The organism is Stenotrophomonas genospecies 5 (assembly GCF_054473825.1).
Map to the genome: position 1 here is coordinate 682314 of NZ_JBTMUW010000001.1, position 17080 is coordinate 699393.

16 protein-coding genes are annotated in these 17080 nt (G+C 60.0%); 6 read left to right on the forward strand and 10 right to left on the reverse strand.

Annotated features, from left to right (window positions below; translation table 11 throughout):
• Positions 1 to 27: 27 nt before the first annotated feature.
• From guaB to guaA, 3 genes are all read left to right on the forward strand, one after another.
• A complete protein-coding gene (guaB, locus tag ACX9OW_RS03300; RefSeq protein ID WP_014036909.1) occupies positions 28 to 1485 on the forward strand; it encodes an IMP dehydrogenase in 1458 nt (485 codons plus the stop codon).
• 107 nt (positions 1486 to 1592) lie between these two features.
• Positions 1593 to 2072 carry a hypothetical protein gene (locus tag ACX9OW_RS03305; RefSeq protein ID WP_346475716.1) on the forward strand — a complete coding sequence of 160 codons (480 nt, stop codon included), beginning with the start codon at positions 1593 to 1595 and terminating at the stop codon, positions 2070 to 2072.
• Positions 2069 to 3634, forward strand: coding sequence for a glutamine-hydrolyzing GMP synthase (guaA, locus tag ACX9OW_RS03310; RefSeq protein ID WP_049483147.1), 1566 nt, complete (start codon positions 2069 to 2071; stop codon positions 3632 to 3634). Before ACX9OW_RS03305 ends, guaA begins: the two co-directional genes overlap by 4 nt.
• A 109-nt stretch (positions 3635 to 3743) precedes the next feature.
• On the opposite strand, the gene ACX9OW_RS03315 is transcribed toward guaA, so the two are convergent.
• The 8 genes from ACX9OW_RS03315 to ACX9OW_RS03350 all read right to left on the reverse strand — a co-directional run bounded on the left by ACX9OW_RS03315 (position 3744) and on the right by ACX9OW_RS03350 (position 12547).
• Complete coding sequence (locus tag ACX9OW_RS03315; RefSeq protein WP_459061918.1) at positions 3744 to 4481, reverse strand: hypothetical protein; 738 nt, start codon at positions 4479 to 4481, stop codon at positions 3744 to 3746.
• 1 nt (position 4482) lies between these two features.
• Positions 4483 to 5334, reverse strand: coding sequence for an HAD family hydrolase (locus ACX9OW_RS03320; protein ID WP_459061919.1), 852 nt, complete (start codon positions 5332 to 5334; stop codon positions 4483 to 4485).
• Positions 5335 to 5489: 155 nt separating this feature from the next.
• Positions 5490 to 6422 carry a ComEC/Rec2 family competence protein gene (locus ACX9OW_RS03325; RefSeq protein ID WP_459061920.1) on the reverse strand — a complete coding sequence of 311 codons (933 nt, stop codon included), beginning with the start codon at positions 6420 to 6422 and terminating at the stop codon, positions 5490 to 5492.
• 20 nt (positions 6423 to 6442) lie between these two features.
• Positions 6443 to 7075 carry a hypothetical protein gene (locus tag ACX9OW_RS03330; RefSeq protein ID WP_459061921.1) on the reverse strand — a complete coding sequence of 211 codons (633 nt, stop codon included), beginning with the start codon at positions 7073 to 7075 and terminating at the stop codon, positions 6443 to 6445.
• 14 nt (positions 7076 to 7089) lie between these two features.
• Positions 7090 to 9174, reverse strand: a complete 2085-nt coding sequence (locus ACX9OW_RS03335; protein ID WP_459061922.1) for an ATP-binding protein — start codon at positions 9172 to 9174, stop codon at positions 7090 to 7092.
• A 1-nt stretch (position 9175) separates the two neighbouring features.
• Positions 9176 to 10462 carry a DNA methyltransferase family protein gene (locus tag ACX9OW_RS03340; protein ID WP_459061923.1) on the reverse strand — a complete coding sequence of 429 codons (1287 nt, stop codon included), beginning with the start codon at positions 10460 to 10462 and terminating at the stop codon, positions 9176 to 9178.
• A 249-nt stretch (positions 10463 to 10711) separates the two neighbouring features.
• On the reverse strand, positions 10712 to 11068 hold the full coding sequence (locus tag ACX9OW_RS03345; RefSeq protein WP_065175061.1) for a hypothetical protein: 357 nt from the start codon (positions 11066 to 11068) through the stop codon (positions 10712 to 10714).
• A gap of 555 nt (positions 11069 to 11623) precedes the next feature.
• The gene (locus ACX9OW_RS03350; RefSeq protein ID WP_459061924.1) at positions 11624 to 12547 is read right to left on the reverse strand and encodes a LysR family transcriptional regulator; all 924 of its coding nucleotides are present in this window, start codon (positions 12545 to 12547) and stop codon (positions 11624 to 11626) included.
• Between the two features lie 97 nt (positions 12548 to 12644).
• Here ACX9OW_RS03350 and ACX9OW_RS03355 point away from each other — a divergent pair, with 97 nt between their 5' ends.
• Entirely contained in the window at positions 12645 to 13484 is an 840-nt protein-coding gene (locus ACX9OW_RS03355; protein WP_459061925.1) for a type 1 glutamine amidotransferase domain-containing protein, read from the forward strand.
• Positions 13485 to 13582: 98 nt separating this feature from the next.
• Positions 13583 to 14314 carry a hypothetical protein gene (locus ACX9OW_RS03360; protein WP_459061926.1) on the forward strand — a complete coding sequence of 244 codons (732 nt, stop codon included), beginning with the start codon at positions 13583 to 13585 and terminating at the stop codon, positions 14312 to 14314.
• A 39-nt stretch (positions 14315 to 14353) separates the two neighbouring features.
• Here the strand turns inward: ACX9OW_RS03360 and ACX9OW_RS03365 are convergent, their stop codons facing one another.
• Positions 14354 to 15730 (reverse strand): M1 aminopeptidase family protein, encoded by a 1377-nt coding sequence (locus ACX9OW_RS03365; protein ID WP_459061927.1) that lies wholly within the window; start codon positions 15728 to 15730, stop codon positions 14354 to 14356.
• A gap of 128 nt (positions 15731 to 15858) precedes the next feature.
• Here ACX9OW_RS03365 and ACX9OW_RS03370 point away from each other — a divergent pair, with 128 nt between their 5' ends.
• Positions 15859 to 16641: a 3-hydroxybutyrate dehydrogenase gene (locus ACX9OW_RS03370; protein ID WP_459061928.1), complete on the forward strand. Its 783-nt coding sequence runs from the start codon at positions 15859 to 15861 to the stop codon at positions 16639 to 16641.
• Here ACX9OW_RS03370 and ACX9OW_RS03375 read toward each other — a convergent pair.
• Complete coding sequence (locus tag ACX9OW_RS03375; RefSeq protein ID WP_459061929.1) at positions 16638 to 17009, reverse strand: DUF4180 domain-containing protein; 372 nt, start codon at positions 17007 to 17009, stop codon at positions 16638 to 16640. The two genes, ACX9OW_RS03370 and ACX9OW_RS03375, sit on opposite strands and share 4 nt — an antisense overlap.
• Positions 17010 to 17080: the final 71 nt, after the last annotated feature.

Sequence of the window (17080 nt, forward strand, 5' to 3'; positions counted from 1 at the left end):
GCGCTTCCCCACATCTCGGGTATGCCGATGCTGCGCATCCAGGCTGAAGCACTCACTTACGACGACGTCTCGCTCGTCCCCGCCCACTCGACCATCCTGCCCAAGGACGTCAACCTCGAAACGCGGTTGACCCGAGACCTGAAGCTCAAGCTTCCGATCCTGTCCGCCGCGATGGACACCGTCACCGAAGCCCGCCTGGCCATCGCCATGGCCCAGCTCGGCGGCATGGGCATCATCCACAAGAATCTCAGCCTGGAACAGCAGGCCGCGGAAGTGGCCAAGGTGAAGAAGTTCGAGGCCGGTGTCATCCGCGACCCGATCACCGTCGGCCCGGAAACCACCATCCGTGACGTGCTGGCCCTGACCCAGGCGCACAACATCTCCGGCGTGCCGGTGGTGGGCAGCGACGGCCTGCTGGCCGGCATCGTGACCCACCGCGACATGCGCTTCGAGACCGAGCTGGACGATCCGGTCCGCCACATCATGACCAAGAAGGATCGCCTGATCACGGTCAAGGAAGGCGCCGCGTCTGATGAAGTGCTGCAGCTGCTGCACCGCAACCGCATCGAAAAGGTGCTGGTGGTCAACGACTCGTTCGAACTGCGTGGCCTGATCACCGTCAAGGACATCCAGAAGAACACCGACTTCCCGAACGCCGCCAAGGATCTGTCGACCCGCCTGCTGGTCGGTGCCGCCGTCGGCGTGGGTGGCGATACCGATCGCCGCGTGGAAGCGCTGGTCGCTGCCGGCGTGGACGTGATCGTGGTCGATACCGCGCATGGCCACTCGCAGGGCGTGCTGGACCGCGTCAGCTGGGTCAAGAAGAACTTCCCGAACGTGCAGGTCATCGGCGGCAACATCTGTACCGGCGAAGCCGCACTGGCGCTGCTGGACAGCGGCGCCGACGCGGTCAAGGTCGGCATCGGCCCGGGCTCGATCTGCACCACCCGCGTCGTCGCCGGCGTCGGCGTGCCGCAGGTCACCGCCATCGATCTGGTGGCCGAAGCGCTGCAGGACCGCATCCCGCTGATCGCCGACGGTGGCATCCGCTACTCGGGCGACATCGGCAAGGCGCTGGCCGCCGGTGCCTCGACCATCATGGTCGGTGGCCTGCTGGCCGGTACCGAGGAATCGCCGGGCGAGACCGAGCTGTACCAGGGCCGTTCGTACAAGAGCTACCGCGGCATGGGCTCGCTGGCTGCGATGGAGAAGGGGTCCAAGGACCGCTACTTCCAGGACGCCGCCACCGCCGACAAGCTGGTGCCGGAAGGCATCGAAGGCCGCGTGCCGTACCGCGGCCCGGTGGGCGGCATCATCCATCAGCTGATGGGCGGCCTGCGCGCCACCATGGGCTACGTGGGCTGCGCCACCATCGACGAGATGCGCAGCAAGCCCAAGTTCGTGAAGATCAGCGGCGCCGGCCAGCGTGAGAGCCACGTCCACGACGTGACCATCACCAAAGAGCCGCCGAACTACCGCGCCTGATGCGCTTGCGAACTGCTCTTGCGATTACGGGCAGCCTGCTGATGGCAGGCTGTTCGTTGTCCGAACCGCCGCCGCGCTCCGGGTCTCCGGGCGCGGCGGTTTCGCAATTGCAGCACGTGCAGGCGTGCCAGAACACGTTCTCGCTGCCGAAGGGCTGGCAGGTGCAGGCCGCGGGCGAGCAGCGCTGGCTGCTGAAAGGCACCGGCGAGCGCCCGCTGCAGGTCATCCTGCGGTGCGTTACCGATCTGGGTGACAGGCTTGAAGATCCTGTGGTCACCGCCGAGCTGGGGCCGCTGGAGCCGAAACGGATGAGCGTGCAGTCCGCGTTCTGGGGCAACGCCGTTGATTCCGGTTACCCGATGCACGCCTTTCAACGGCGCATCGTGCCCGGCACCGAAGTGCAGGAAATCGCCGAGCTGCCGCGCGCTGACCGCTCCAACCCCACCGCACCGCACGGCCTGCTGATGCTGCGCTGGGACGAGGAAGACCCCTCACATATTCAACAACGCGAGGCGTTCATCGCCACGCTGACACAGAGCCTTGAAGCGCCGGGCGCTGCGAAAAACACCACTGGAACGGCACCATGACCAACATCCATAACGACAAGATCCTCATCCTCGATTTCGGCGCGCAGTACACGCAGCTGATTGCCCGCCGCATCCGCGAACTGGGTGTCTACTGCGAAATCTGGGCGTGGGACCACAACCCGGCCGAGATCGCCGGCTTCGGCGCCAAGGGCATCATCCTGTCCGGTGGACCGGAATCGACCACGCTGCCGGGTGCCCCGGCTGCACCGCAGGAAGTGTTCGACAGTGGCCTGCCGATCTTCGGCATCTGCTACGGCATGCAGACCCTGGCTGCCCAGCTGGGCGGTGCCACCGAAGCCGCTGACCAGCGCGAGTTCGGCCACGCCGAAGTGAACGTCATCAACCCGGATGCACTGTTCAAGGGCCTGAGCGACCACGGCGGCGAGCCGAAGCTGAATGTCTGGATGAGCCACGGCGACCACGTCTCCGTTGCGCCGCCGGGCTTCACCATCACCGCCACCACCGACCGCATTCCGGTGGCCGCCATGGCCAACGAAGAAAAGCGCTGGTACGGCGTGCAGTTCCACCCGGAGGTGACCCACACCCTGCAGGGCCAGACGCTGCTGCGCCGCTTCGTGGTGGACGTGTGCGGCTGCCAGACCCTGTGGACCGCCGCCAACATCATCGACGACCAGATCGCCCGCGTGCGCGAACAGGTGGGCGATGACGAAGTGATCCTGGGCCTGTCCGGCGGCGTCGATTCGTCCGTGGTGGCTGCGCTGCTGCACAAGGCCATCGGCGAAAAGCTGACCTGCGTGTTCGTGGATACCGGCCTGCTGCGCTGGCAGGAAGGCGACCAGGTAATGGCGATGTTCGCCGAGCACATGGGCGTGAAGGTCGTGCGCGTGAATGCCGCCGACCGTTACTTCAAGGCGCTGGAAGGCGTGAGCGACCCGGAAGCCAAGCGCAAGATCATCGGCAACCTGTTCGTTGAGATCTTCGACGAAGAGTCGAACAAGCTGAGCAACGCCAAGTGGCTGGCGCAGGGCACCATCTACCCGGACGTGATCGAGTCGGCCGGCAGCAAGACCGGCAAGGCGCATGTGATCAAGAGCCACCACAACGTGGGCGGCCTGCCGGAGCACATGAAGCTGGGCCTGGTGGAGCCGCTGCGCGAGCTGTTCAAGGACGAAGTGCGCCGCCTGGGCGTTGAACTGGGCCTGCCGCGCACCATGGTCTACCGCCATCCGTTCCCGGGCCCGGGCCTGGGCGTGCGCATTCTGGGTGAGGTGAAGCCGGAATACGCCGAACTGCTGGCCAAGGCCGATGCCATCTTCATTGATGAGCTGCGCAAGGCGGACCTGTACGACAAGACCAGCCAGGCGTTTGCCGTGTTCCTGCCGGTGAAGTCGGTGGGCGTGGTAGGTGACGCGCGCGCTTATGAGTGGGTGATTGCACTGCGCGCCGTGGAGACGATCGACTTCATGACGGCGCATTGGGCGCATCTGCCGTATGAGTTCCTGGGGACGGTGAGCAACCGGATCATCAATGAGTTGCGGGGGGTGTCGCGGGTGGTTTATGACATCTCGGGGAAGCCGCCGGCGACTATTGAGTGGGAATGAGTTATACGCCCTCGCTCTAATGGATGCATGTCAGTGAGCTCGTTCTCTCGCGGGCTCACCCCGCGCAGAGCGAAACTTATGCGAGGAGGGGGGCTGGGAGCTGATGTCGCTAACGGCATTTTGGTACTAGCTCCCACTGTCCCGAAACAAGAACTGCTTGGTTTCCCGTGTCTGGGTCGGTCACCAACGACCCGGGTGACGACGCTGATCGATTAAGAAGCTGCTTGACACGCAAGTCGCATATTTTTTTTGCCGCTGCGCGGTCAATAATGGCTGACTGGGCCACTATCTCACTGAGGCTCATGTCGTCAAGCGAGTTGCCGCGTGACTTCGGCGAGCTTGTGGCGCTGGCTAGGGTTATGGTTAGTGCGATAATTGCCACGCCAAGTAGCCCATAGAATCCGTCCATCTTGTGGCGGGAGTGGATCATTCCTCCAAATATCCAGAGTCTGAATGGACTTTTCTCTTTGATGCTCTGGCCAAGGTTTACCGATATTCCACTCATCGTCGTGCCATCTTTGAGCTGATGGTCGGAATTTAACTGTCTTTCGGCTTCTACTCCGGCACTGACAGCGCCGTCGAGAAGGCGGTGATACCAAAGGCGATCCATTAGGTAGAATGCGCAAAGCGGAATTAGCGATGCACCAATGATGATCGATGCAGTGGAAACATCCATTCCGCCAAGATGGGTGGACCCACCATCCTTAATTGCGTACCCGCCAAGGCCGAGAAATGCGCCCGTCACAATGAGTGCGAAATTCCGAATTCTAAGCTCGAGATCATTAAAGTGTTGTTGGACATCAACGATCTTCTTCCAAATTTCGATCTTCGCGTTTAGTTCGTCCATGTTATTCCCTTTCCAGAATTTCAACTATTTGGAAAAAGCCGTCCGGAAGCGTGTAGGTGGGAGTCACGGCGCCGGGCTTCAGCTTGGCTTGTTCTCTGGCGACCATGTCTGGCGTCCAATGAGTAACCGTCTTGAGTAAATCGTACTCCGCCGTTCGATCCTGTGCAGCTCCATAGGCGGCAAATACATCTGTAACGCCGGCATCTTGAGCCATGCACACGTCTTTGAGAAGGCTGTCGCCGACGTAGACTGCCTCCTGTTTATCGAAATTCAGTTCCTCAATTATACTCAGAAGGATGTGGGGATTCGGTTTGTGCTCGCCCGTCGGCGTAAAGCGGTGCTCGGTTTTCTTCAGATTATAGTGCTCATCTGGATATTTTCGAATGAAGCTAGAGTCTCTTGGAAGGCTGTGATCTTCGGGTGAATATAGGAAATCTATCTTCCCATCTAGGTGGAGTTTTCTGAATCTGTAGTTAGTGTAGAATGCCTTGGACTCAGTGAAGGCGGCAATTGTTACGCCTGATTCTTTTAGTTTTATCAGTGTTTCATCAACTCCTGGATAAAGGTGTAGGTGTTCTTGGCGGGCTTCGCGAAAGCTATTTATGGCTGGTTGCATTGCCTCTATAACGCGGTTTCCATACTTGCTCTTAAATGACGGGAGCTCTGTAAGAACAAACGCGTACTCCGTGGTCCCATGCTTTTGATGAAGTGCCCTGCACTCCGCATAGAACGTCTCCTCATCGATCCCAGATATTTCAATTGCGGCTTTGCTCATGGCGGTAAAGCTTTCATACCAGAGTTTTTGCCAGTCAAAAAGGGTGTTATCAACATCGGTAATCAGTAGTCTTTTCACGGACCTGCTTCTTGGTAATATTTGTTTGTTCTTGGGAGGGGCTCGATCTGGCTATCGCTTACGATGAGCGGTGTACACATTTTGACGAAAATATTATGGATGGAGATATGGCGAGGTTGCGATAGCCAGTTTTTATAAAATCGAACAGGAGTTTCTCAATGGAGAATTTTAGTTCCAGGTAACTCATGAGGGTAGGGGGTGATTCTGACTGTGCCCGTGGAATCTGGTGGTGAAACTTCCAGTGTTCCTTGGCCGTTGAGATGTTTGCATTCCTTCAGTGGGAGAATCCTGCTCTTTAGAGCCGGCGAGTCGCCGATGCTAATAATGACGGGCTGCGGAGCGAGGCCCATAAGGGTGTCTATTACCAGTTCTGAAGGGAATAGTTCGCTATGACTTCTGCCGGAGAACAGCACCCACGTCGATTGGGTGTGCTGAACTATCGCGGACGTGAGCTCTTTTGTCTGAGCTGGTGTCCCGGCGCTCCCGCCATGATGAGGGAAAACTACGACGGGAGCGGTCTTCCAAGCTGTGCGGCATACAGCATCGGTTAGACCCAGATGATCTAGATCACCTGGTAGCAATAGCCATCCCGAATCTCCATGCTTTACATGAATTACAGCACTTAGTGAGTTTGCGTCTTGGATTTTCTTACTTCTGTACTTTCCACCGACAGCCTTTATTCTCATGTACTTGCTTGGGGCAATAAGCTCTACGCTGCAGCCACCCAAGTCTAGGGGCTTCTCTGGCGACCCCGCGCCCAAGTCCGGAGTAAGACGCAGAAGGTTACGCTCTTCCATATCTTGGAGGAGTGCAGTTAGATCTTCCCAGGCCTTGCTGTCTCGCGAGTCCGGATTGGCATATATGTGGCCTATCTTGAAGTCAGCATCGGTATTCGCTTTTGAGAGAACTGCCAGAAGCCCACCGATATGATCTGCGTCCGCGTGCGAAATAAAGATCGCGTCAAGAGTTTGGATCTTCATTGACTCTAGGAAATTTATAAGAGCGATCTTGGATTTTCCGGCATCGACAAGCGCCGCTCCATTTCTACCTTCAATCAGCGTCGCATTCCCATGGCCGACATCGAGCAAGTAGCAGTTCGGCTGAGATTTCACAAGCTGATCTCCGAAATAAAAAGTTCGTCGATTGATTCTGCGCCTATGTTCACCTCAGCTTTGAACCGCATGCCTTCGATCGGTTCCGAGCCCAGCCGATGTCGCAAGTCGGCCGTAGTAACGGTGATGATTTCATGGGGGTCATAGGCTAGTATCACTAGGTTACAGTGCCTAGAATCTGCATTCTCTATGCGCACCACGGTTCTGTATGCCCTTCTTTCGGGCTTTATCTTTCCTTGAATTTCCTGTTGAGCGCGATTGAATGCTGGCCCGATGAGATCTAGCTGCTTCTTGTCTACGAATGCTGGTATCTCTCTGCCAAGCCAAATTGCCTCAGCTACTCCGGAGAGTCGACCAGCAGTTGTTAATACCGTTGGCTTTCCCATTCGGAATAGGTGGGCCGCGATTACAGCTCCGTTCTGTGTCGAGAAATTTCTCTTCTTTAGATTGTAGTCAATAAGAACACCGTCAATGTCCTCATCTTTCACCCATTGCTCAATCTTATATTGATCGGCGGGCATCGCCTTGTAGCAAACCGGCTCCGCATCAAGAAAGTTGGTAATGCTATCTGACATGATCTCGATGCTTCGAGGCTGGTCGTCAATCGCTGCAATTCTTTGGAGTTCCATCCCGAGCTCCGTCTCTAAATCAATGGCAATGTGATGTGGAAACCTGCACCGCCCAAGTCGCACGACGCCTCTGCTTTGATCGTCCCACCCAGATCCTTTACAGATGCCTTTACGATTGTCAGGCCTAGGCCGGTTCCCTCTTCCTTTGTTGTTTCTCCTGGAAGCCAGATGTCCGTCAGTGGAAGATCCTGAATTCCAGGCCCGTTGTCTTTTACCTTTATTATTGCCCTCCCGGGCGCCGAGCTGCCTTCAATTGTAATCAAGGGTGAGGCAGTGCCTGCGTGCTCCATCGCCTGCATTGAATTGGTGAGTAGGTTTACCAGGATGCACTCTAAGGCTGCGCGGGACCCCATTAAAGACCAATCTTTCATTATGTTTGAATGTCGAACTTCCACCTTGCTTAGTTCGAAGTACGGAGAGAATAGGTCTAAAACGTCTCGTATTATGGGGAATACACTGATCTTCTGCCGGCGACGATGTCTTGCCTTCACAAGTGAGAGCGTTATCTGAGAAACTGCCAAAAGTCCGTCTACATCATTGGTAATTCTCTCTACAAGAGGACTGATTTCCTTCGTTAGAGCGATACCGTTCTTCTGTGCCCTGAACTGAATTGATGTCGTATTGTTACGAATTCTAGCGAGCGAATTATTTGCTGCCTCATGCGCAAAGACGCTGGATGCAATGCCTGCGGTCCCCAGAGCCCGATACAAATCCACCTCGCGAGTGAGAACGTTCTCCTGTCTGTTTGAAATTTCAGAAAGTCGCTTTACGAGCTGCTTTGCGCGCTTTTTCGGAGCATCTTCAAGGCCCTCCACTATCCCCTGAAGCTCAGCAGAGAGTTTTTCTCTATCCTCCTTGGCTGAGTTTCGTTCATGATCTTCCGTGTTATCGCGAAAGCTCACCCGCACCATCGATTGCCAACTTAGCGCCGCCCGTGCGAATGCTCGCAAGGCATCAGTTGATGGATTCTCAAGAAATCCAGATCGATCAGTCTTTTGTCGAAGCCCGGGTTGATCGCTAATTTTTATATAGCCTAAAGCGGTCCTGGGTTGTGGCAGGAATTCAGGGTTAGAAGCTCGCATCGAGGCCATACCAACCCAATCATCATTAGGGTCGCCGTAAGGTGCAACTCGGACTTCATCGAGGAAAACGTGAACTCCGCCAAAATTCTGCAGCATGCTGCGTACAGCGTTTAGCTCTTTTACTCCGCCAGAGAATTCGCTTGATCGGAGCAAGTAAATCCAAATACTAAACTCGGCAGGTATGAGGGCGTGAAGGCTCGCGCCTTGGCCGTGCACTTTAAATCTCTGCTCCAGGTCTGAAGAATCCGCAGTCGCTAGTACTTGCCCTGCGCCGTCAAGAAGCGAGGCTGCCATGCTTCCATCTTTTGCAACACTGGCCTTTAGCCTGAAGGAGGCGGCGTTGAATAGATCAGGTAATTTTGGGAGAAGGCCTCGAGGGAGTGGGTCAATGACTAGATTTATGTTAAATGGTTCGGCGGATTGCTCAAATGGATTTGAAACTATTAATAACCCCCGGTTGAGCCTTTCAATCTCGTTTGCTTCGAGCTTTCGAAGGATGCCGGTGATTTCGATGCGAGTACCATGATGAGAGCCTTCTGCGGCTACAGATGTCCGAAGGTTGAGGGGCACTTCGTTCGGCGTACGGCTTCGATCAAATCGCTGCCAATTAATAGAAAGCTGGAACTGTTTATTCTTTTGCTTTCTTGGTATGGATGTCACTTGCACCGAGCTCCCCATCCTCAGCGCGGAGAGGCGCCCGAGCCCCTTATCTCCAGCGGGACGTCGACCCAGTCGAGTGGTATTGGTGCGTGATTTCCGTGACCTTCCGACTACCAGCCATCCATCTCGGAAGTCTTGCTCCGTCATTCCGTCACCCCAGTCCTCGATTGTGAGACTTCCAGGTATAACAGTGCCATTGAGCTCGCGTGGCTGGATAAGAGTCACATTGCAAGTTGTCGAATCAGCATCGTAGCTATTCTTGACAAGTTCGATAATGCCGTTGACCGGGGATGGGTTGAGCTCTTCTCCAAGTCTCCGAAGCAAGTCGCTCGCGAATCGCAGTGATGCTCTGGCCATGCTAGGTCTCCGTCCACAATGGAAGCTTCTTCATAACCTTTACTGTCAAATGGCGGCATCTCAGCATTTCATTGAGCCATGCTGTCGTGCGCGTGTCGCGAAGTACACGCATAATGTGACGACAGTTTCGCAATGTTTTATTTTTTGGATTTATTACAAGCAAGTGGTTTTCAACAATTACCGGGCTGCTTCCTCGTACGATGGTTGCCCTTGCTCGCTCTTTGTCGCTCGGCCCCGATGTTCTTCGAATAACCACGAAGGGAGGCTTAAACGCACGCCCGGACAGCTTTTTCTGCACAGAAGGGTAAATTTCTGCCCACACAGGCGCTCCATCTACATCCAAATATGGCCTGCGTAGCTTAGAGGAAACGGCGCGGTGCGGGACAATAGACCCTACATGCACGTCCGCGATCTCGGCCAGAGTGAGCCCCGAGCCGTCGATTTCTATTGGGGGAGCAACCTCAAGTGGAGCGTCCCGCACCGTCAATGAGATGATGGATACGTCTATGTCAGCCTCAGAGCTAAATCTCCCTTGAGGAGAGAATTCGTGGATCTGGCATCGCTGTTCGACGAATCCACGCAGCTTTTCAAATCTGGTTCCACTCCTCAGCACTTCTGGAACCAATGCGGCTATGACTGTGCCCGGGGGAGCAGTAGCAACGGCACGCTCCAGGAAAAGTGCGGCGGCTGTTACCCTGCCTCGGCTTGTGGTAGACCACTCCGGGCTTATAACTGGGTTATAGGGGGGATTCATCAGCACGCAATCACCAGGCATCAGGCCCCATGAATCCTCGAGAGAGTTGAGCTGACGGAAACTCTCAGTGTGATCAATATACGCAGGAGCTGCCTTCACGCCTTCAACAGGATGAAGGTGCATTGCGAGCGCTTGCAGCCTACTCCACGCCATTTGTGCAAGCGGGGCGTGTAGGTCCATGCCATGGAAACTTCGCGACCAAATCGCCAGTGTGGATGATAAATCTATCCCTAAGGGTAGTCGTCTCGCTGCCTCAAGCAGTAGGTCACCGACCCCGCAGCTCGGATCGACATATCGCTTGAAAGGACCGGGAGGTAGGGAGTTGATCAGGCGAGACGCCCAAGCTGCACCAGAAAAAAAGATGCCATCGTTCCTCCGCTCTGTCCGGCCGAGCAAAGCAATGATCGCTCGATTAGCCTCATCTCCGATAAGGGAGATAGCTGGGGCGAGGGCACTATCGAGGCTCGAGTTGAGCAGTGCTTGCCTGGAATCATGCACATAGTTGCGCAGCTGGCGCTGGCGTTCAAGATTCATGGGCCGCTCTCCTTAGTAGCCTCATATTCTGCAGAAAAGCTGGCACGGGTCAATCGGACGTCTTGAGCTTGAACAAGTGCCAGTTGCTCCAAGTAGCCTTTACACATCTTGGCCGCATAGCGATGAGCCGCGCTGAATCATACACAAGCCTGGTCCATTGAAGGCCTTGGAGAGTTTAGCGCTGCTGTTTGCGCTTGGCCTGCCTTCTACCAGAACACTCTGGGACCGGTCTCCTCAGACACCGCTCTTTCACTCCGGCCGAACCTCCCGGCAAGCCCACTCAACCAACCCCCTGCAAGCCAGAAACAACCCATCCACCACCCCCTCATCCAAATGCCGCTCCGGGTCAGCCGCCACCCGGCAGCGATCTGCGGCGTGCAGCACCTCCAGCACGGTCAGCGCCCCCACCATCGCGCGCTCACTCCTCGCGAGGCTGACTCGGCGTCCAGGCGACACATCGTTCTCCGGCCAAGGCAACCCATCGGCGCCTTCGCAGCGGCGGATGCGCTTGAGGATGCCGATCAGGGAGTTGAGGTCGGGCGGTGGGGTGTCGTCGTTGATGGGCTCAACGGATGTATACGAGGAGAAGTTCTCGGAATCGTTCATGGCGTCGGTTTCCCTGGCTGTGTTTGACAGCGCCACCGCGTAGGCGGGGTGGCGGACGATGCGTGGCTGCAAACCGGGACGAAGTAGTGCCATGACCGGTGGGTCCGAAGACCCCCACGCACCGCCCGCCATAGAGGCCGACGGATTGCCCGCCGGCACCGTTCAAGTACGGTGCCGACGGGCAAGCGTAAACAACAGGCACAGCAATCGTCACGGGTTTGCAGACCCGTAGCCACCCGTTGTCGGTGGCGCGTCATGGTGTTTACGCCGTCGCTCCGAATGCCAATAGAAATTCCCGAAGAAATCGCAGGAATCGAGAGCGAAGAACTATTGTGGCACGCACCATTCGTGCAGCACGCGACATCGCCAGACGCATTCGCGCAGTCACCATGCTGATTGCGAATCAAACTGGCGTAATTGCCCACGCCACAAGCGAATAGCGCGACAGCCTTCTTAACACCGCTTTCGGCTCAAAATCGGATGGCGACACCGCCCGATCACCCGCGCACCTGAAAAATCGGTTCAATCACGACACCGCCAGCAGGCATCGCACCCTCAACCAAGGCCGCCCCCAGCTTCCGCCGCACTCCCCACCAGCAGCTCAATCATCGCCCGCGCGGCCGCCGACTGCCGCCGATGCGGCGCATAGATCACCGAGAACGGCCGCGATCTCCCGCGTAGCTGCGGCAACACCTCCACCAGCTGCCCGCGCCGCAACCGCTCGCGCACGATGAACTCATAGCTCTGGCAGATACCGATGCCCTGTTCGGCCAGCGACACCACGCCCAGCACATCGTCGGAGGTCTCGATGGACGAACGCGGCAGCCAGTCCACGTCGCGCCCGTCGTCGCGGAAGATCCACGGCGCCAACCGCCCGGTACGCGGCATCACGAATGGCAGGCACAGGTGCTGCTGCAGGTCGTCCAGCGTCTGCGGCGTGCCGCGGCGTTGCAGGTAGTCCGGCGCGGCAACCAGCAGCAGCGGCGCGTCCTCCAGCTTTCGCGCCACCAGCCCGCTGTCCGGCAGCTGGCCCAGGCGGATGGCCAGGTCGAAACCCTCGGCCACCAGGTCCACGTTGCGGTTGGTGATGTTCAGTTCCACCTGCACCTGCGGGTACTGCTGCGCAAAGCGCGCCAGCACGGGCGGCAGCCGGTAGTGACCATAGGTGGTCGGCACGCTCAGGCGCACGCGGCCGGCCAGCGCACCGTCCTGGGCCAGTACGTCGCGCTCGGCGTCGTCCAGCAGGCCAAAGGCCGTGCGCACCTGTTCCCGATAGAGCCGCCCGGCGTCGGTCAGGCCCACGCGGCGGGTGGTCCGCTGCAGCAGCTGCCGGCCCAGCCGCGCTTCCAGACGGGTGACCGCGCGGCTCAGTACCGACGGCGTGGTGGACAGCGCCACCGCGCCCGCCGTGAACGAGCCGTGCTCCACCACCGCCAGGAACACCTCCACATCGCCCAGATAGTCGAACTTGCGGCTCATTTGGCTCTCCGGGGAACAGATGTTTTGCGATGGCGCCAATTTATCGCCGCTGGGGCGATGAATAAAGTGGCCGCCATTCCCCGATAGGAGCTACCCCATGAACCCGATGACCCGGCTGGCCGCAGCGCTGGCCCTGACCCTGGCCGCCAGCGGCGCGCAGGCCGCCAACGTGCTGGTGGTGCTGTCCGACGAAAACCACCTGGACCTGAAGGACGGCAAGGTGCTGTCCACCGGCTTCTATCTCAACGAGCTGATGCAGCCGGTCAAGCTGCTGCTGGACGCCGGCCACGAGGTGACCTTCGCCACGCCGCAGGGGCGGGCGCCGACGGTGGATGCGTCCTCGGTGACGGCGGCGTACTTCGGCAACGATGCCGCGCAGCTGACGCTGCACAAGGACCTGCTGGAGAAGCTGGCACTGACCTCGCCGACGACCTCACCGGTGGTCAGCCTGGCGCGCATCGAGCAGCAGGGCTATGCCCGTTTCGATGCGGTCTACATTCCCGGTGGCCACGCGCCGATGCAGGACCTGCTGAAGAGCCCGGCGCTGGGCCGGCTGCTGGCCGACTTCCACCAGCGCAACAAGACCACCGCGCTGGTCTGCCACGGGCCGATCGCGCTGCTGTCGACGCTGCCGGATGCCGATGGCTTCGTGGCAAAGCTGGACGCGGGCGCGACGCCGGCCACGCCGAAGTGGATCTACAGCGGCTACCGGATGACGGTGATCAGCAACCAGGAAGAAGAACAGGCCAAGCCGCTGCTGGGCGGCGGCGAGATGAAGTTCTACCCGCAGACCGCGTTGCAGCGGGCGGGTGCGACGTTCAGCAGCAACACAACGCCGTGGACCGGCCATGTGGTGGTGGACCGCGAGCTGATTACCGGGCAGAACCCGGCCTCGGCGCTGGAAGTGGGGCAGCGGCTGCTTGAACGGCTGAAGTAAGCCGGTTGATTGGGCGTGTGATGGCCGGCGTGGCACCATGGCGGATTGGCCTCGCGCGTTCTGGCGAGGCCCTTTGCCAGGGAAGCCCTCGACACGACATGCGAACGTCCTTCTTCATTCTCTCCGCCCTGTGCCTGGGCCTGCTGTCCGGGTGCGCCAGCGGCCCGGAGCAGCACACCTCGATCCGCGAGATTACCGGTGCCTTCGTGGCCGACGATGGGCAGCTGTATCTGCTGCCGCGCTACGACGAACCGATGCGCTTCGATGCCGCGCCGTTCCGTGACTACCGCGCCCTGATGGACAGCCCGCTGCGCGAGGCGGTGGTGTGCGCGCAGATGTACTTCCACGAGGATTGGCGCGACCCGGCCAACAAGGCCAAGGTGCATGGCAGCTACGCGCTGCTGCTGCGGCCGGAGCAGGTGACGCCGCAACAGGCGGCGCAGTTCAGGCTGGAACGGATTGACGTCACACCGCGCGAAGCCAAGGTGGTCGATGAGCGCGCGCGCTACTACCTGCCGCTGGAGCGGACCCGTTACTCGCTGGCCTTTGATCGCGCCTGCGACCTTTCAAAGAAGGGCGGCAGCTATTACAGCGCGTTGTTCGAGGGCGATGGCGAACGCGTGCAGTTGCCGCACGCTGCGGCGCTGGCGGAGAAGGCGGCGCTGGCGCAGCCGATCAACGCGCGCGCCGAGCGTATCCTGCCGGAGCGGGAGGACAGGCCGGGCGTGGGGTCAGCGGCGGGCAAGGTGCTGGGCGCCGCATTGATCCCTGTGGCGGTTCCGGTATTTGTGTTGAGCCTGCCGTTCCTGGGGCCGGATCACTGGAAGTGATGGGGCGATGGGGTAGGGCCGTCCACACATGGTGCGGATCTACTGGCACCTCGGCCTGCCCCCTGCCACACAGCTGGCCTGCCAGTGCTGCCAGGCCTCGGCATCGATACTGGCCTTCAGTGCAATGGCCTGCAGCTCCGCCCAGTCTTTCGGTGAAGGCGCGGCCAGCAGCCCGCGCATGAAGGCCTGCATCTTCGCCTCACCCACCTGCTTTTCCAGCGAAAGTAGCAGCAACGGACCATAGACGTAGCGATACATCTCGCCCAGGTCCGAGTGGCCATCGACGGCATCAAGCGCCGGCAGCGGCGTATCGAGCGCATCGACGGTGGCCTGCAACCTTGCAACATAGTGGTCCGCCGCAGCGTCACCACTGATCTGACGCAGCGCCTTGATCGACAGGAATTCGGCGCTGGATTCCAGCAGCACCCAGTAGTACGGCCCCTGCGGACGGTTGAGCGTGCCGAAGTAGTAATGGCCCATTTCGTGCGCGACGTACTGCACGCGCCGTTCGGCCTGTTCACCGCCGGCCAGCAGCGAATCGGCCACGTTGCCGATGCTGCCGCTCATGGCGATGGTCGGCCAGGTGGCAAAGCCCCATTCGCTGCCGTCGCGGTCGCGCTCGGCCTGGTTGAGCGTGACCATGCGCAGGAAGGTGGGGCGGTCGGCCAGCGGCACGCCCATGTAGCGCGCGTGCACGTCGGCCACCTGCTGCACGACGCGGGACAGCGCGTCGACCTTGGGCGTGGGCAGGCTCTCGTTGAGGAGGGTGACCTGCGCGGTGTGGGTGATCGGGCCGCTGCCACCGAACAGCAGGATGGGCCGCGCGTTGTCGCTGCGAAAGCGGCCCTGCGTGCCTTCGATGGCGGGGCTGCCATTGAGGTACAGGAAGCGGCAGCCGCGGCAGTCCACCTGCAGGTCGTAGCGGCTTTCGCTGCCGCGCACGCGGGCCTTGGGGTCGAACGCCTGAGGCAGCCATGCAGACTGCTCGGTAAAACGGGCGCTGTCGCCGTTGAAGGCCATCATGCCTTTGAAGTCGCCCATGGCATCGTGCTTCGGGTACAGCGGGAACGCGCCCACGTACTGCACGCAGAGCGTGGCCGTGTGCTCGGCCAGAGTGTAGACGCGCGCCTCGCCATCCACGCCCGGGTCGTACCAGCCATCGAATCCGACCGGCTTGCCCTCGTCATCGGTGACCCGTGCGACGTTCAGACCGGCATTGAGCACGAAGTGGCTCTGTGCGTCGGCGGGGCGATTGGACAGGCATGCATCGCCCTCCACGCGGCCACTGGCGATATCCAGGCGCACACTGCCAGTGGTGAGCGGCGTTGCCAGCTGCTCGGGCGATGCGGCTTGGCTGAGGGAAGGAGCGAGCAGTGCGGCGAGGGCCGCCGGCAGCAGGGCCTTGCTGGGGTTCATCGAGCCATCCTTGGGTGGATGGCGCCGACTATAGAGCCAATATGAATTCCTGCCGAGAGGGGCGCATCCACGCGTGGCGTGCAGTTGCGGAGCTACACTGGCCCCCTGCACGTGATGGAAGCTCGCCCATGTTGAACGGAAAGGTCGCGGTGGTTACCGGCTCCACCAGCGGTATCGGTCTTGGTATCGCCACGGCGCTGGCGCGACAGGGCGCCGACATCGTGCTGAATGGCTTCGGCGATGCGGCGCAGATCGAGAGCCTCCGCGCCAACCTCGAAGCGGAGTTCGGTGTGCGGGTGGCGCATGACGGCGCCGATCTTTCCCGCGGCGAGGCCGTACGGAACATGATCGCCAACGCCGTTGCGAGGATGGGGCGTATCGACATCCTGGTGAACAACGCGGGCATCCAGCACACCGCATCGATCGAGGAATTTCCCGCAGAGAAGTGGGACGCGATCCTGGCGCTGAATCTCTCGGCGGTGTTCCATGCCACGGCGGCGGCCTTGCCCTACATGAAGCAGCAGGGCGCCGGGCGCATCATCAACATCGCCTCGGCGCATGGGCTGGTGGGCTCGGTGAACAAGTCGGCCTATGTGGCAGCCAAACATGGCGTGGTGGGATTGACCAAGGTGACCGCGCTGGAGAATGCCGGCACCGGCATCACCGCCAATGCCCTCTGCCCGGGGTGGGTGCGCACGGCGCTGGTGGAGCAGCAGATCACCGCGTTGGCCGAGCGCGAGGGCATCGATCAGGAGTCTGCCGCGCGTGCGCTGCTGGCCGAAAAGCAGCCCTCGTTGCAGTTCGTCACCCCCGAGCAGCTGGGGCAGACCGTGGTCTTTCTGGCTTCGGACGCCGCGGCGCAGATGACCGGCACGGCGCTGCCGGTGGACGGGGGCTGGACCGCGGGCTAGCGGGCCGGCGCCGCAAGCCGCGCCCGCAGCGCGTCCCAGTCGGCCACGAAACAGCCCTCGCGCCCGCGATTGCACTCGGTGATCCACGCATCCAGTGATTCGCTGCGCGCCCGGTGCGCGCTGACATCCCCCAGCACGGCAAAACGCAGGCGGTAGTTCACCAGCATCTGCACCCATTGCCCGGCCACGCCCGAACGCAGATCGAAGAAGTCCGGCGAGAGGCGCTGCACGGGAACCACGATCCACTCGGCATCGTGACCCAGCGCGTCGCCGACGAGGTCGCGCAGGCCGCTGGCATCCAGCAAGGGGCCTTGGTCATGGGCGCGCAGGAGGGTGGTGTCGCCGATCTTTTCCAGGTGCGGGTGCATGGGGGTGGAGTGGGTGGTGTGCGTTGAGCGGGGTGGGGGGAGGGAGCGAGCTAGGGCGGCCCCTGTTGCGG

Bases quoted from the DNA above. Each gene is read 5' to 3' on its own strand.
- guaB (WP_014036909.1), top strand. From the start codon at position 28: ATGCTGCGCATCCAGGCTGAAGCACTCACTTACGACGACGTCTCGCTC.
- guaA (WP_049483147.1), top strand. From the start codon at position 2,069: ATGACCAACATCCATAACGACAAGATCCTCATCCTCGATTTCGGCGCG.
- ACX9OW_RS03315 (WP_459061918.1), bottom strand. From the start codon at position 4,481: ATGGACGAACTAAACGCGAAGATCGAAATTTGGAAGAAGATCGTTGAT.
- ACX9OW_RS03330 (WP_459061921.1), bottom strand. From the start codon at position 7,075: ATGGAACTCCAAAGAATTGCAGCGATTGACGACCAGCCTCGAAGCATC.
- ACX9OW_RS03335 (WP_459061922.1), bottom strand. From the start codon at position 9,174: ATGGCCAGAGCATCACTGCGATTCGCGAGCGACTTGCTTCGGAGACTT.
- ACX9OW_RS03340 (WP_459061923.1), bottom strand. From the start codon at position 10,462: ATGAATCTTGAACGCCAGCGCCAGCTGCGCAACTATGTGCATGATTCC.
- ACX9OW_RS03345 (WP_065175061.1), bottom strand. From the start codon at position 11,068: ATGAACGATTCCGAGAACTTCTCCTCGTATACATCCGTTGAGCCCATC.
- ACX9OW_RS03350 (WP_459061924.1), bottom strand. From the start codon at position 12,547: ATGAGCCGCAAGTTCGACTATCTGGGCGATGTGGAGGTGTTCCTGGCG.
- ACX9OW_RS03355 (WP_459061925.1), top strand. From the start codon at position 12,645: ATGAACCCGATGACCCGGCTGGCCGCAGCGCTGGCCCTGACCCTGGCC.
- ACX9OW_RS03360 (WP_459061926.1), top strand. From the start codon at position 13,583: ATGCGAACGTCCTTCTTCATTCTCTCCGCCCTGTGCCTGGGCCTGCTG.
- ACX9OW_RS03365 (WP_459061927.1), bottom strand. From the start codon at position 15,730: ATGAACCCCAGCAAGGCCCTGCTGCCGGCGGCCCTCGCCGCACTGCTC.
- ACX9OW_RS03370 (WP_459061928.1), top strand. From the start codon at position 15,859: ATGTTGAACGGAAAGGTCGCGGTGGTTACCGGCTCCACCAGCGGTATC.
- ACX9OW_RS03375 (WP_459061929.1), bottom strand. From the start codon at position 17,009: ATGCACCCGCACCTGGAAAAGATCGGCGACACCACCCTCCTGCGCGCC.